We start from the raw sequence: 14,459 nt of genomic DNA, 5'->3' as shown, positions 1-14,459 counted from the left end.
GGAGACTCCGAAACATGCCCACCGATATGCTCGACCGCATCGAATCTCCGGCCGACCTGAAAAAACTGGACCGCTGCCAACTCTCGGCGCTGGCCGACGAGTTGCGTGCCTTCGTGCTGGAGTCGGTATCCCGCACCGGCGGCCACCTGTCTTCCAACCTGGGCACGGTCGAACTGACCCTGGCGCTGCACTACGTCTTCGATACGCCCGACGATCGCATCGTCTGGGACGTGGGGCACCAGACCTATCCGCACAAGATCCTGACGGGTCGGCGCGCCGGCATGGCGACCCTGCGGCAGCAGGGCGGCATCTCCGGCTTTCCCCGGCGCAGCGAGTCCGAGTACGACGCCTTCGGCACCGCCCATTCTTCCACCTCCATCTCGGCCGCGCTGGGCATGGCCGTGGCGGCGCGCAACGCCGGCATCGAGCGCAAGCACATCGCCGTGATCGGCGACGGCGCGATGTCGGCCGGCATGGCCTTCGAGGCCTTGAACAACGGCGGCGTCCTGCCCGACGTCGACCTGCTGGTGATCCTGAACGACAACGACATGTCGATCTCGCCGCCGGTCGGCGCGCTGAACCGCTATCTCGCGCGCCTGATGTCGGGCAGGTTCTACGCCGCCGCGCGCAACGTGGGCAAGGCCGTGCTGTCGCACGTGCCGCCCGTGTTCGAACTGGCCCGGCGCATCGAGGAGCACGCCAAGGGCATGGTCACGCCCGCCACGATGTTCGAGGAACTGGGCTTCAACTATGTCGGCCCCATCGACGGACACGATCTGGATTCGCTGATTCCCACGCTGCAGAACATGCGCAAGCTCTCCGGGCCGCGCTTCCTGCACGTCGTCACTCGCAAGGGGCAGGGGTACAAGCTGGCCGAGGCCGATCCCGTCCTGTACCACGGACCGGGCAAGTTCGACCCCGCCGTGGGCATCAGCAAGCCGTCCACGCCGCCCAGGAAGACGTTCACCCAGGTGTTCGGCGACTGGCTGTGCGACATGGCGGCCGAGGACACGCGCCTGATCGGCATCACGCCGGCCATGCGCGAGGGCAGCGGTCTCGTCGAGTTCGAGCGGCGCTTTCCGGAGCGCTATTTCGACGTCGGCATCGCCGAACAGCATGCCGTGACCTTCGCCGGCGGCCTGGCCTGCGAGGGGCTCAAGCCGGTGGTGGCCATCTACTCCACCTTCCTGCAGCGAGGCTATGACCAGTTGATCCACGACGTCGCGCTCCAGGACCTGGACGTGACCTTCGCGCTCGATCGAGCCGGCCTCGTGGGCGCGGATGGCGCGACGCACGCCGGCAACTACGACATCGCCTTCGTGCGCTGCATTCCCAACATGGTGGTGGCAACCCCTTCGGACGAGGCCGAATGCAGGCTGTTGCTATCGACCTGTTATCGGCATCCGGGGCCCGCCACGGTCCGATATCCGCGCGGCGCGGGGGCCGGCGCGACGCCGGCGGCCAGCCTGGACACCGTGCCCCTGGGCAAGGGCGTCGTGCGGCGCCAGAGCGGCCGCGCGCAGCCCGGCGACAAGGCCGGCATTGCGATACTCGCGTTCGGCACGCTGGCCATCCCCGCGTTGCGGGCGGGGCAGGCGCTGGATGCGACGGTGGTGGACATGCGCTTCGTCAAGCCCATCGACCGCGAACTCATACTCGACCTGGCGTCGCGGCATGCCGCGCTGGTCACGGTGGAAGAGGGCAGCATCATGGGAGGCGCGGGCAGCGCCGTTTGCGAGGTGCTGAACGAGGCCGGCACGACCGTGCCCGTGATGCAGCTCGGCCTGCCCGATCGTTTCATCGACCATGGCGAGCAGGGCGCGCTGCTGGCGGGGCTGGGGCTCGACGCGGCGGGCATCGAGCGTTCGGTGCGCGAGCGTTTTCCCGATCAGGTGAGTTGATCCCCCGAACGCGGGAAGCGCGCGCTTCCCGCGTCGGGCGCGGCCCGCATGACCGAGGGTTAGCCCCGTATGTGTGTCGCCCTCCGACAGGCGCAGAATTACTTTTGCTGAAGCGCTTTGCGAAGCGTTGCAATCGCGTCCAGTAAAAGTGATGTAAAAGCGGTAGATATAACGCGCTGTCGTGGGGAGTATGCGTCAATGCCCGCACCTCTGAGATCCCCCAATCCGTCGGCGTCCTTGACGACGCTGCGCGAGATCCTCGGCTACAACGTACGAGCGTTCCGGGTCGCGCAGAAGATGTCGCAGGAGCAGCTCGGGTTTGCCGCCCATCTCGACCGGACCTTTGTCAGTCAGGTCGAGCGGGCGCGCGTCAACATCTCGGTCGACAACATCGAGAAACTGGCCAAGGCGCTCGAACTCGACCCCGCCATGCTGTTCAAACGCCCCGTGCTCTGAGTCCCGGCGGGGCATTCATGATCGTTCCGCGAGCCGGACCGTTCAGTCCCTGAAGTTCTCGAAGCCCAGAGGCAGGTCGGTCACGTCCTTCTTCAGCAGCGCGATGGCGCTTTGCAGGTCGTCGCGCTTGGCGCCCTGCACGCGCACGGTGTCTCCCTGGATGCTGGACTGGACCTTCATCTTGCTGTTCTTGATCAGGGCCACGATCTTCTTGGCCGCGTCCTGGGGCACGCCGTTGCGCACGGTCAGGACCTGCTTGACCTTGTCGCCGCCTATCTTCTCGACCTTGCCCTGGTCGAGGAAACGCACGTCCACGCTGCGCTTGGTCATCTTGTTCAACAGCACGTCCCGCACCTGGTTCAGCTGGAAATCGCTGTCGGCATAGGCCGTGAGTTCCTTGTCGGTCTGTTCGACGCGGGCATCCGAGCCCTTGAAGTCGAAGCGGGTGGAGATTTCCTTGTTGGCCTGTTCGACGGCATTGCGCAGTTCGACCAGGTTGGGCTTGCAGACGACATCGAATGTAGGCATGAGTGAGCTCCTTGCGTGCGGCTTGCGGCCTGTCTTGGAATAGGGGAATTGTAGTCAAGTAAGATGGCGGGGCCGCGGGAAATCCCTCCCGCCGCATTCGTTCGTCCTGCCTGGTGTCCAGATTGGCTGTCGCTCCCGATTCCAGCGCTCGCGCGGGCCTCGTGCCCGGTGCCTGCGATCTTTCGTCTCTCAACACCCTGGGGCTGGCCAGTTCGGCGCCGGCCTGCGTCACGCTGCGCAGCCGCGACGAGCTGCCGGCGCTGGCCTGCCTGGCGCGTTCCGACGGTGCGGGGCTCCTGGTGCTGGGCGGCGGCAGCAACCTGGTTCTGCCGCCCCGGGTGCGCGGCCTGGTGGCGCGGATGGCGCTGCGCGGCATCCGGCTGTTGGCCCAGGACGACGAGTCCCGCGTGGTCGAAGCCGCGGCGGGCGAAATCTGGCACGACTTCGTTACCCATTGTGTCGAACAGGGCTGGGGCGGGCTGGAAAACCTCGCGCTCATTCCCGGCACGGTCGGCGCGGCGCCGGTGCAGAACATAGGTGCCTATGGTGTCGAACTGCGCGACCGCTTCGCGGGCCTGACGGCCTACGACCTGCTGCGCGACGCCTGGACGGAGATGGACGCGGCGCAATGCGCCTTCGCCTATCGGGACAGCGTCTTCAAGCGCGAACCCGGACGTTGGGTCATCACCGCCGTGCGGTTGCGACTGCCCCGGCAATGGACGCCCGTGCTGGACTATCCCGATCTGCGGCGGCACGAGAGCCTGGCGGGCTCGCCTACGGCACGCGACGTATTCGAGGCGGTCTGTGCGATCCGGCGCGCGAAGCTGCCGGACCCGGCCGTGCTGGGCAATGCCGGCAGTTTTTTCAAGAATCCAGTGGTGCCGGCCGCGCAATACGAGCGGCTGCATACCCGCTTTCCCGGCCTGGTGGCGTATCCGCAAGAGGACGGCAGCTACAAGCTGGCCGCGGGGTGGCTGATCGACCAATGCGGCTGGAAGGGGCGCCGCATGGGGCCGGTGGGGGTGCACGAGCGCCAGGCGCTGGTGCTGGTCAATCATGGGGGTGCGCAATCGGGCGACGTGCTTGCGCTGGCGCGGGCCGTGCAGCACGACGTGCGCGAACGCTACGGCCTGGAACTGGAGATCGAGCCGGTCGTGGTGCCGGGTATCGATCCCTAGGCCGCTTCCTGCAGTGCCGCGTGCTGCCGCACGAAGCGCAGCAGCAGCTCGCGGGCCTCGGGGGCGGGGCGCAGCCGGGCGTTCAGCGCCTGGACGTCGAAGCCTTCCTCGCCCAGCCTGGGGCCGAAGTGCGCGAGGTAGGTCCCCATGATGCGGGGGCAGAACTCGGGATGGTACTGGCTGGAAATCACGCGATCGCCGTATTGCACGATCTGGTGCGCGTCGTGTTCCGAGCGTGCCAGCACGGTGGCGCCGGCCGGCAGCTCCATCACGCTTTGCTGGTGGATCAGGTGCGCGGGAAAGCGCGAGGGCAGTCCCGCGAGCAGGGGAACGTCGCTGGCGGCAGGCAGCAGTTCGACCGTCTGCGTGCCCACCTCGCGGCCGCGGGGATGAAAGTCGACCCTGCCGCCCAGCGCATGGGCCAGCAACTGGTGTCCGTAGCAGATGCCCAGGATGGGCAGTCCCTGGTCCACCGCGCGCCGTATCCAGGCGGCCGTGCGTTCGCTCCAGTCGGCCAGGTCGGTGACCATGGCGGGCGAGCCGGTGATGATGGCGGCGCGGTAGCTGGAGGGCGGCCGCAGCTCGGCCCCCTGGTGCACGGCCACGACTTCCACGTCGTCGGCGCGCAGCCCGGCCGCTTCGCGGATCATGCAACTGAAGGTGCCGTGCCGGTTGGACACCGGTTCGGGCGGGAGCCCGGTCTGGATGATGACTAGAGGCGGATGGGCGTTCTCGTTCATGGCGCTCGAAAAACAAATCGGCGGCCCGAGGGCCGCCGACGGCGGGTCAACGCCAGCCCGTCTCCGGGCTGGTGGTAGGCACAGGTTCGGACGGTTGGCTCATCCGCGCTTGCGACGGGCGTTTTCCGCGATGCGCATGCGCAGGGCGTTCAGTTTGATGAAGCCGCCGGCATCGGCCTGGTCATAGGCGCCGCCGTCGTCGTCGAAGGTCGCGATGGTCTGGTCGAACAGCGTGTTCTTCGAATCGCGGGCGACGGTGTAGACGTTGCCCTTGTACAGCTTCAGGCGCACCCATCCGTTCACGGCCTGCTGGGTGTGGTCGATCAGCACCTGCAGCGCCTTGCGCTCGGGGCTCCACCAGTAGCCGTTGTAGATCAGGCTGGCGTAGCGCGGCATCAGGTCGTCCTTGAGGTGGGCGACTTCGCGGTCCAGCGTGATGGATTCCATCGCGCGGTGGGCGCGCAGCATGATCGTGCCCCCCGGGGTCTCGTAGCAGCCGCGCGACTTCATGCCGACGTAGCGGTTTTCCACCAGGTCCAGGCGTCCGATGCCGTGCTTGCCGCCCAGCTTGTTCAGCTCGGTCAGCACTTCGGCGGGCGTCATGCGCTTGCCGTTCAGGGCGACGATGTCGCCGTGCTCGAACTCGACGTCGAGGTATTCGGGGGCGTCGGGCGCGGCTTCAGGCGCCACGGTCCAGCGCCACATCGATTCCTCGGCCTCGGCCTTCGGGTCTTCCAGGTGACGGCCTTCGTAGCTGATGTGCAGCAGGTTCGCGTCCATCGAGTACGGCGCGCCGCCCTGCTTGTGCTTCATTTCGATGGGGATGCCGGCTTTTTCGGCGTAGGCCAGCAGCTTCTCGCGCGAGAGCAGGTCCCACTCGCGCCACGGGGCGACGACCTTGATGCCCGGCTCCAGCGCGTAGTAGCCCAGTTCGAAGCGGACCTGGTCGTTGCCCTTGCCGGTGGCGCCGTGGGAGACGGCGTCGGCCTTGACCGCGCGCGCGATCTCGATCTGGCGCTTGGCGATCAGCGGGCGGGCGATGGAGGTGCCCAGCAGGTACTCGCCTTCGTAGATGGTGTTGGCGCGGAACATCGGGAAGACGAAGTCGCGGACGAATTCCTCGCGCAGGTCGTCGATGTAGATGTGTTCCGGCTTGATGCCGAACTTCAGGGCCTTGGCGCGTGCCGGCTCGAGCTCTTCACCTTGGCCGATGTCGGCGGTGAAGGTGACGATTTCGCACTGATACGTGTCCTGGAGCCATTTCAGGATCACGGATGTGTCAAGACCGCCCGAGTAGGCAAGTACGACCTTCTTTACTTCGCTCATTGATGTTCCCAGGGCATGGACGGCCCGCGCTTGGGCGGTGCAGCTTTCTGGCCGGTCAGGTCACCGGGATATGGGGGCGCACCCAAGGGGCGCTCCGTGCCATATGCGCGGGATCGTGCAATCGCCCCCCGGCCTCACAAGGGCGATCCGGGATTGTACCACCCCCTACCCGCTTCGCGGGCCCCCTCCAGGGGGCGGCTTTGCCGGTCCGCCCGCATCGCCCCTGGGGGCGCGCGTAAGCGCGTAGGGGGGGTCATAGTTTGCCCAGAAGCAGAAATTCCATCAGGGCTTTCTGGACGTGCATGCGGTTTTCGGCTTCGTCCCACACCACGCTCTGGGGGCCGTCGATGACTTCGGCGGTGACTTCCTCGCCGCGGTGGGCGGGCAGGCAGTGCATGAAGACCGCGCCGGGGTCGGCCACGGCCATCATGTCGCTGTCGACGCACCAGTCGGCGAAGGCGGCGCGGCGCTCCTCGTTCTCGGCTTCGAAGCCCATGCTGGTCCAGACGTCGGTGGTGACCAGGTGCGCGCCCTTGCAGGCTTCCATGGGGTCGGCGAACTGCTTGAGCCGCTCGGCGTCGACGACGCCCGCGCGTTCGGGCTCGAGCTCGTATCCGGGCGGGGTCGAGACGTGGAGGTTGAAATCCAGCAGCTCGGCGGCCTGCAGCCAGGTGTTGCACATGTTGTTGGAGTCGCCCACCCAGGCCACGGTCTTGCCCTGGATCGAGCCGCAATGCTCGATGTAGGTGAAGATGTCGGCCAGGATCTGGCAGGGGTGGAACTCGTTGGTCAGGCCGTTGATGACCGGCACGCGCGAGTAGGCGGCGAAACGCTCGATCTTGGTCTGCTCGAAGGTGCGGATCATGACCAGGTCGACCATGCGGGAGATGACCTGGGCGGAGTCCTCGACCGGCTCGGAGCGGCCGAGCTGGGAGTCGCCCGTGGTCAGGTGGATGACCGAGCCGCCCATTTGGTACATGCCGGCTTCGAACGACACGCGGGTGCGGGTGCTGGCTTTCTCGAACACCATGGCGAGGGTGCGGTCGCTCAGGGTGAAGTGCGGTTCGTAGTTCTTGAACTTGCGCTTGATCAGCGCGGCGCGGCTGAACAGATATTCGATTTCCTCGCGCGTGAAGTCGTTGAACTGGAGGAAATGGCGCAGCGGAGGAGAGGTCTTCGGGTTTTGCTGGAGATTTGCGTTCATACGACGCCTCTGACAGGGAGTTGCCGAATCGGCGGGCGGTGCCGTGGCGCCGCGGGCCATCGACTCATCGGCTCGTTTCGCGGAAAGGGTCAATGATACCCGAGGCATTGTTACAGGCGGCGGGGGCGGTATCGGCCGCGCCAAGATTGTGCGCGTCGCGCCGGCGACCTGGTCCGCGTGGCGCCGGAAGCGGTCGTGCCGCGCTGCCCGCCGTTGAGCATGCGGGTGGAGGGCGAGGGGGACGATACGCTACAATGGCGAGCTTCCCTGGCGGGGCGTGCACCCGCCCGCTGCGAGCCTGGCGGGACCCTATCGGGCCTTGCCGGGTCCGCGTCGAGCCCCGCCGTCGCGCGGGGCGGCCCGGTCGGCGCATGCAACGCCGGTGTGCAACAGACCGGGCTCAGGATCCATCGGGTTCACGAGACCCCTCACCGCGGACTCCTTCCGCAGACAACGACGATGGCTGAAAGCGTCAGGCAGTTCATTATCCAGGGTATCACTTCCAACGGCAGCAAGTTCCGCCCCAGCGATTGGGCCGAACGCCTGGCCGGCGTGATGTCGCCTTTTCGGCCCAAGGGGAGCGTGGCGAGTCCTTTCACCTATTCGCCCTATGTCGTGCCCACCTTCATCGACGGCGTCAAGTGCGTGGTGGTCGACGAACGGCTGCGGGCGCTCGAGCCCCTGGCCTGGCAGTTCGTGAACGATTTCGCGCGCGACAACGATTTGCGCACGGTCGAGGCCTGCCTGATTCCCGACGCCCAGGGCAAGCCCCGGCAGCCCTGAGGGGCGGCGGGGCGTCTCCCTGCGCGAGCGGGGTATCTGCTTGCGATATGTATGGACGAACGAACGCCAGCTTGGCAGGAGGATATCCTGCCAGGCTGGCGTCTTGCGCGCGCGGCGCCGGGCCGCGCAGCGGAGTCAGATCAGGCCAGGGCCTTGACGGCGGCGGCCAGGCGGCTCTTGTGGCGAGCGGCCTTGTTCTTGTGAATGATCTTCTTGTCCGCGACGCGGTCGATGACGCTGGTGGCTTTCTGCAGCACTTCCGTGGCGGCGGCCTTGTCGCCGGCTTCCACGGCCTGGCGCACGCGCTTGATGGACGTGCGCAGCATCGAACGCAGGCTGGAGTTGTGCTTGTTGCGGACCACTGCTTGGCGGGCGCGCTTGCGTGCTTGGGCGGTATTAGCCATGAAAATTCCGTATCTGGTAGGGCGAAGTCACGACTTGCTATATGTGCTATACGCGGCGGCAGGAGCTTCGCAAAGCCAAAGACTATAGCCCCAAATGGCCGTAAAATCAAATGCTTCGTGGCGAAGTCCCCGCAAAACCACGAGCAAGGCAACCATACTCGCGCGGCGCGCCGCGTACAAGACAAGGTCATCCATGAATTTGCTGCGCGCCGCGGCCACGATCAGTAGTTATACCCTGTTGTCCCGCATCACCGGCCTCGTGCGCGACGTGCTGATCGCCCGGGCGTTCGGCGCGGGCAGCCTGACCGACGCGTTCTGGGTCGCCTTCCGCATTCCCAACCTGCTGCGGCGGCTGTTCGCCGAGGGAGCGTTCTCGCAGGCTTTCGTGCCGATCCTGGGCGAGGTCCGGAACCGCCATGCGCCCGAGGACACCCGCCGCCTCCTGGATCACGTGGCATCGCTGCTGACCTTCGCGCTGATGGCGGTGACGGCAGTGGGCGTGATCGCCGCGCCCTGGGTGGTCAGCGCAATGGGCAGCGGGCTGCGGGGCGCGGAGCGCGCGGCCGACTTCCAGGCGGCGGTCTGGATGACCCGCGTCATGTTCCCCTACATATTGTGCATGTCGCTGGTGGCCTTTGCCTCGGGCGTGCTCAATACCTGGCGGCATTTCGGCGTGCCGGCGTTCACCCCGGTGCTGCTGAACCTGTCGATGATCGCCGCCAGCCTCTGGCTCGCGCCGCATCTGGACGTCCCCCTCTATGCCCTGGCGCTGGGGGTGATGGCCGGCGGCGTGGCGCAGCTGGCGATGCAGTTCGCCGCCCTGGCGCGGCTGGGCCTGTGTCCCCGCATCGGCACGGGGCTGCGCGCGGCCTGGGCGGACCCTTATGTGCGGCGCATCCTGAGACAGATGCTGCCGGCCATCGTGGGTGTCTCGGTGGCCCAGGTGTCGCTGCTGATCAACACCAACATCGCCACCTGGCTGGCCCCGGGCAGCGTCACCTGGCTGTCCTTCGCCGACCGGCTGATGGAGTTCCCCACCGCGCTGCTGGGCATCGCGCTCAGCACCGTGCTGCTGCCCAACCTGTCGCAGGCGCATGCCGCCGGCCATGCCGAGGAATACAGCGCGTTGCTGGACTGGGGGTTGCGCCTGACGCTGCTGCTGGGCCTGCCCGCCTGCCTGGGCATGGCGCTGATGTCCAAGGCCCTGGTCAGCACGCTGTTCCACTACGGCGCCTTCACCGCCGCCGACGTCGCCCAGACCCGCATGGCGGTGGTCGCCTACGCGGTGGGCCTGATCGGACTCCTGTCCGTGAAAATCCTGGCGCCCGGTTTCTACGCCAGGCAAGATATCCGTACGCCGGTCAAGATCGCGCTGGTGGTGCTGGTGGCCACGCAGTGCCTGAACCTGGTGTTCGTGCCGTGGCTGCATCACGCCGGGCTCGCGCTGTCCATCGGGCTGGGCGCCTGCATCAATGCGCTCGCTCTTCTTGCGGGCCTGCGCCGGCGCGGCGTCTATCGGCCGGCGGCCGGGTGGGGCGGTTTCCTGGCGCGGGTGGCGGTGGCGCTGGCGGCCATGGGCGCCGCATTGTGGCTGGCCGAACAGCGTGTGGACTGGCTGGGCCTGCAGGCTCACGCCTGGCTGCGTGTGGCCCTGCTGCTGGGCGCGGTGGCCGGCGCCGCCGTGATCTATTTCGGCGCGCTGTTCGCGCTGGGTTTCCGGCTGCGCGATTTCCGGCGCCGCGCGGCTCCGCCCAGGGAATAGGAAGCGCCGGCAACCGGGAGCACCGAAGCGATGCCTGACGCGCCGATCAACCGCACGAGCGAATTCCTTCCGCATACCGCGTTCTGGATCCGCGATCAGGCCACCGCGGTCGGGCAGCCGCCGCTGCACAAGCACGAGTACTTCCAGGTCTACGTGAACCTGGCGGGCCGCACCGAGCACGTGCTGGGCGCGACAGTGCGGCCCATCCTGCCGGGCACGCTCAGCTTCATCATGCCGCTGCGCGTGCATTGCATCCGGCATGTCGAGCCGGCCGAATTCTTCGTCATCAACTTCCGCCGCGATTTCCTGCGGCCGGAGTCGCGCATCGACCTGCTGGAGCTGGAGGATGTCTCCGTCGACGAGATGCCCGAACTCGCGCCCTTCCTGTATCAGGAACACCTGGATTTCGAACTCGGCGCCGACGAACTGGCCGAGGTGCGCCGCTTGTGCCTGCGCATGCAGGCCGAGCACGACCGGGGTGGCTTCTATGCCATCGAATTCATCCGCGCCGACCTGTTCCGCCTGATCGGCCTGGTGTGCCGCCGGTACCAGGACGACCTCCAGGCACTGGCCCGAACCTCGATGCTCCAGGGCAGCCGCCGCGCATCGCTGGCCCGCGTGAGCCGCTTCATGCGCGAGCACCTGTCCGAGCCCATCACGCTGGCGGACGCGGCGGCCGCCGCCTACCTGTCGACCCACTATCTTGCGCATCTGCTCAAGCGGGAGACCGGCCGCACCTTCACCGAGATCCTGGCCGACCAGCGCATGGACCTCGCGTGCCGGATGTTGACGGGATCGTCGCGGCCGATCGCCGAGATCGCGGCCAGCGTGGGCTTTCCCGACGAGGCCTACTTCGCCCGGCGTTTCCGGCAGCTGCGCGGCGTGACGCCCAGCGCCTATCGCGGCCAGGCCGCGGGCCGCGATAGCCCGGCCGAACGGGGCGAGGCCTGGCAGGCGCCGTCCTGATTTTGTCCAAATAGTCGCCAATCCCGTCCATGGCCGGCGGCGGCCGCGCTTCCTATACTTTTTCGCATGCGCGGGGCGTGCGGGGCATGCCGTCCGCGCCACCGGAAAAGGGAGGGCGCCATGTATCGACCGTTACGCCGGCTGGGACTTGCCGCATGCCTGTGGGCAAGCGCGATGGGAGCGGCCGCCGCGGCCGAGGCGGACTACCCGTCCCGTGCGGTCCGCATGGTGGTGCCCTATGTCGTGGGCGGCAGCACCGACCTGCTGGGCCGCCAACTGGCGCAGCGGCTGGGCGCCGCGCTGGGCCAGCAGGTCTTCGTCGAGAACCAGGGCGGCGCCGGCAGCACGATAGGCACGGCCACGGTGGCGCGGGCGCAGCCCGACGGCTACACCATAGGACTGCTGGATACGGCCTTCGCCATCAATCCCAGCCTGTACGCCAACCTGCCCTACGACAGCCTGAAGGATTTCGATTTCCTGTCGGTGGTCGCCACCGCGACCGGCGTGCTGGTGGTCAACAGCAAGCGCATCAAGGCGCGGACGGTGCGGGAACTGGTGGCCGAGGCCAAGGCCAGGCCCGACCAGCTCAGCTTCGCGTCCGCCGGCGCGGGCACCGTCGTCCACCTCCATGGCGAGACCTTCAAGACCGCCGCCGGGATCAAGCTGCTGCACGTCCCCTACAAGGGTGCGGGGCCGGCGATCGCGGACCTCCTGGGAGGGCAGGTGGACATGATGTTCAACCTGCCGGCGCTGGTCGTGCAGCAGGTCAAGAGCGGCGTGCTGGCTCCGATCGCGGTGACCGGCGACAAGCGTTCGCCGCTGTTCCCCGACACCGCGTCCTTCGCCGAGGCGGGCTATCCGGGCGTCGATGCCGTGTCGCTGTGGGTGGTGGCCGCGCCCAAGGGCCTGCCCGCCGCCGTCCACGACAAGCTGGTGGCCGCCATCGAACAGGCCATGGCGGGGCCGGACATGCAGGCCAAGCTGGCCGAGAGTTCGTTCGAGCGCACCGTCGTGCCGTATCCGCGCAGCGTGGATTTCGTGCGCGAGCAGATGGCCAAGTTCGCCGCCGCGGTGAAGGCTTCCGGCGCGACGGTGAACTGATGCGCATCGTCGACGTCATCGAGAAGACGGTCGCGCTGGAGTCGCGCCTGTCCAACGCCCGCTCCGATTTCAGCCAGATGACCGCCACCGTGGTGGCGGTGGTCTCGGACGTGATCCGCGACGGGCGGCCGCTGGTGGGATTCGCGTTCAACTCCTTCGGCCGCTATGCCTGCGGCGAGCAGATCCGCGACCGGATCGCGCCGCGCATCCTGGGGGCCGATCCCGACAGCCTGCTGGATGCGACGGGACGCAACTTCGATCCGGCGGCGATCCTGGCCTGCGGGCAGCGGCGGGAGCGGCGCGGCGGCTACGCGGAACGCGCCATTCCCATGGGCACGGTGGACGTGGCCGTATGGGACCTGGTGGCCAAGGTCGAGGACAAGCCGCTGCACGCCGTGCTGGCCGAGCGCCACGGCGGCGGGCGGGCACGGACGCATGCCCCGGTGTATGTCGGTGGCGGCTGGTATTTCCCGGGCCAGGCCGCGCGCGACCTGAAGGACGAGATGATCCGTTACCGCGACGCCGGCTACCGGATGGTGAAGATGAAGATAGGCGGTTTGTCCGTGGACGAGGACTGCCGGCGCATCGAGGCGGTGCTGAGCGAGATGGGCGACGGCCGGGCCCTGGCCGTGGACGCGAGCTGCGCGTTCGGCCGCGACACCGCGCTGGACTATGCCCGGGCCATCGCGCCCTACGGCCTGCGCTGGTTTGAAGAGCCCTGCGATTTCCTGGAGTACGACATCTATGCCGAACTGGCCCGCGCCTACGAGGGGCCCCTAGCCACCGGCGAGAACATGGCCTGCGGCAAGGAGCTGGACCATTTCCTGTCCTACGCGGGCTTTCGTCCGGATCGCGACATCATCCAGCTCGATCCTCCGCTGTCCTTCGGCATCACCGAATACCTGAACGTGCTGGAGGTGGCCGGCAGGCACGGCTTCGCCCGTTCCGCGATGTATCCGCACGGCGGCAACCTGATGTGCCTGCACCTGGTCGGCGGCCTGGGGCTGGGAGGATGCGAGTCCTACCCGGACACGTTCGGGATCTTCAGCGGCTTCGGCGAGGAAGTCGCCATCGCAGACGGGCAGGCCATCCTGCCGCAGTCGCCGGGCATCGGCTTCGAGCGCCAGCCCGGCCTGTACGCCGTGATGAAGGACATGGCGGGACGTTGACACAAGAAAGGAGCAAGGATGAAGATCGGACGCATGGCCACCGTGGCCGGAGCGCACGTGTGCGCGATCGAGGGAGATCGCGTCGTCGACCTGGCGCTGGCCGCCTGCGCGGCGGACCGAGAATGGATGGCGCCGTTGTTTCGCGACCTGCGGCTGTTCCTGGCAGCGGGCGACATGGCCCGCGAGGCGGCCGCCGGCCTGGCCGCGTCCGGGCCGGCCGTCCCGCTGGAGTCGGTGCGCCTCCTGGCGCCCATCGAGGCGGGATCGAAGATCCTCGCGCACGTCGTCAACTACTTCGACCATGGCGCCGAGGGCAAGCTGACGCCGCCCGAGCAGCCTTTCTTCTTCACCAAGCTGCCCGGCACGGTGGTGGCTCCCGGCGACCCCATCGGCGGCCACGACTTCTCGAGCAAGATGGACTACGAGGCGGAACTGGCGGTCGTGATCGGCAGGGAAGGGCGCGACATCGCCGAAGAGGACGCCTACGACCACGTGGCGGGCTACACCGTCTGCAATGACGTGAGCTACCGCGAGCTGCAGGCCAACGAGGCGGCGCCGACGCTGACCGGCCGCTACGGACAGAACTGGCTGCAGGGCAAGAGCCTGGACCGCTCCTGCCCGCTGGGGCCGGCCATCGCGCTGGCGCGGGACATTCCCCGGCCGTATCCGCTGCGCATCATGTGCCGGGTCAACGGCGAGACCCGCCAGGATGCGTCCACCGAGCAGATGATCTTCAAGATCCCGGCGCTGGTCGCGCACATTTCGCGTGCGATGACCCTGCGGCCGGGCGACGTCATCGCCACCGGCACGCCCGCGGGCTGTGGCGTGGCCGACGGCCGCTACCTGCGGCCGGGCGATGTCGTCGAATGCGAGATCGAGAGGGTGGGAAGCCTGCGCAACACGGTGATGGCGGCGGTCCGGGCCTGAGCGGCCCGGACCCC

At 67.8% G+C, this 14,459-nt stretch carries 14 protein-coding genes; 9 read left to right on the top strand and 5 right to left on the bottom strand.

The window, feature by feature from the left end; genetic code table 11:
- Window positions 1–14: 14 nt before the first annotated feature.
- A complete protein-coding gene (gene dxs / locus R4823_RS19185) occupies window positions 15–1,901 on the top strand; it encodes a 1-deoxy-D-xylulose-5-phosphate synthase (RefSeq protein WP_087839660.1) in 1,887 nt (628 codons plus the stop codon).
- A gap of 237 nt (window positions 1,902–2,138) precedes the next feature.
- Complete coding sequence (locus tag R4823_RS19180; RefSeq protein ID WP_233146180.1) at window positions 2,139–2,357, top strand: helix-turn-helix transcriptional regulator; 219 nt, start codon at window positions 2,139–2,141, stop codon at window positions 2,355–2,357.
- A 42-nt stretch (window positions 2,358–2,399) separates the two neighbouring features.
- Here the strand turns inward: R4823_RS19180 and R4823_RS19175 are convergent, their stop codons facing one another.
- Entirely contained in the window at window positions 2,400–2,885 is a 486-nt protein-coding gene (locus R4823_RS19175) for a YajQ family cyclic di-GMP-binding protein (protein WP_087839659.1), read from the bottom strand.
- A 161-nt stretch (window positions 2,886–3,046) separates the two neighbouring features.
- On the opposite strand from R4823_RS19175, the gene murB reads away from it, so the two are divergent.
- Window positions 3,047–4,063, top strand: a complete 1,017-nt coding sequence (murB, locus tag R4823_RS19170; RefSeq protein WP_243724460.1) for a UDP-N-acetylmuramate dehydrogenase — start codon at window positions 3,047–3,049, stop codon at window positions 4,061–4,063.
- Here murB and R4823_RS19165 read toward each other — a convergent pair.
- The 3 genes from R4823_RS19165 to argF form a co-directional block, all read right to left on the bottom strand.
- Window positions 4,060–4,803, bottom strand: a complete 744-nt coding sequence (locus R4823_RS19165) for a glutamine amidotransferase (RefSeq protein ID WP_132979335.1) — start codon at window positions 4,801–4,803, stop codon at window positions 4,060–4,062. The two genes, murB and R4823_RS19165, sit on opposite strands and share 4 nt — an antisense overlap.
- Window positions 4,804–4,902: 99 nt before the next feature.
- Window positions 4,903–6,129, bottom strand: a complete 1,227-nt coding sequence (locus R4823_RS19160; RefSeq protein WP_087839657.1) for an argininosuccinate synthase — start codon at window positions 6,127–6,129, stop codon at window positions 4,903–4,905.
- Between the two features lie 253 nt (window positions 6,130–6,382).
- The gene (gene argF / locus R4823_RS19155; RefSeq protein ID WP_087839656.1) at window positions 6,383–7,333 is read right to left on the bottom strand and encodes an ornithine carbamoyltransferase; all 951 of its coding nucleotides are present in this window, start codon (window positions 7,331–7,333) and stop codon (window positions 6,383–6,385) included.
- Window positions 7,334–7,792: 459 nt separating this feature from the next.
- Here argF and R4823_RS19150 point away from each other — a divergent pair, with 459 nt between their 5' ends.
- The gene (locus tag R4823_RS19150; protein ID WP_087839655.1) at window positions 7,793–8,116 is read left to right on the top strand and encodes a DUF3579 domain-containing protein; all 324 of its coding nucleotides are present in this window, start codon (window positions 7,793–7,795) and stop codon (window positions 8,114–8,116) included.
- Between the two features lie 140 nt (window positions 8,117–8,256).
- On the opposite strand, the gene rpsT is transcribed toward R4823_RS19150, so the two are convergent.
- The gene (gene rpsT / locus R4823_RS19145; protein ID WP_087780818.1) at window positions 8,257–8,520 is read right to left on the bottom strand and encodes a 30S ribosomal protein S20; all 264 of its coding nucleotides are present in this window, start codon (window positions 8,518–8,520) and stop codon (window positions 8,257–8,259) included.
- Between the two features lie 193 nt (window positions 8,521–8,713).
- Here rpsT and murJ point away from each other — a divergent pair, with 193 nt between their 5' ends.
- The 5 genes from murJ to R4823_RS19120 all read left to right on the top strand — a co-directional run bounded on the left by murJ (window position 8,714) and on the right by R4823_RS19120 (window position 14,445).
- The gene (gene murJ, locus R4823_RS19140; protein ID WP_087839654.1) at window positions 8,714–10,282 is read left to right on the top strand and encodes a murein biosynthesis integral membrane protein MurJ; all 1,569 of its coding nucleotides are present in this window, start codon (window positions 8,714–8,716) and stop codon (window positions 10,280–10,282) included.
- Between the two features lie 30 nt (window positions 10,283–10,312).
- Window positions 10,313–11,248, top strand: coding sequence for an AraC family transcriptional regulator (locus tag R4823_RS19135; protein ID WP_279820600.1), 936 nt, complete (start codon window positions 10,313–10,315; stop codon window positions 11,246–11,248).
- A gap of 120 nt (window positions 11,249–11,368) precedes the next feature.
- Entirely contained in the window at window positions 11,369–12,349 is a 981-nt protein-coding gene (locus R4823_RS19130) for a tripartite tricarboxylate transporter substrate binding protein (protein WP_165963079.1), read from the top strand.
- A complete protein-coding gene (locus tag R4823_RS19125; protein ID WP_087839651.1) occupies window positions 12,349–13,518 on the top strand; it encodes an enolase C-terminal domain-like protein in 1,170 nt (389 codons plus the stop codon). Before R4823_RS19130 ends, R4823_RS19125 begins: the two co-directional genes overlap by 1 nt.
- Before the next feature lie 18 nt (window positions 13,519–13,536).
- Window positions 13,537–14,445: a fumarylacetoacetate hydrolase family protein gene (locus tag R4823_RS19120; RefSeq protein WP_087839650.1), complete on the top strand. Its 909-nt coding sequence runs from the start codon at window positions 13,537–13,539 to the stop codon at window positions 14,443–14,445.
- Window positions 14,446–14,459: the final 14 nt, after the last annotated feature.

The organism is Pigmentiphaga sp. CHJ604, from assembly GCF_036972535.1.
GTDB lineage: Bacteria > Pseudomonadota > Gammaproteobacteria > Burkholderiales > Burkholderiaceae_B > Pigmentiphaga > Pigmentiphaga daeguensis.
Note: the sequence above shows the minus strand (reverse complement) of the source record. Positions and strands in the feature narration are given on the sequence as shown.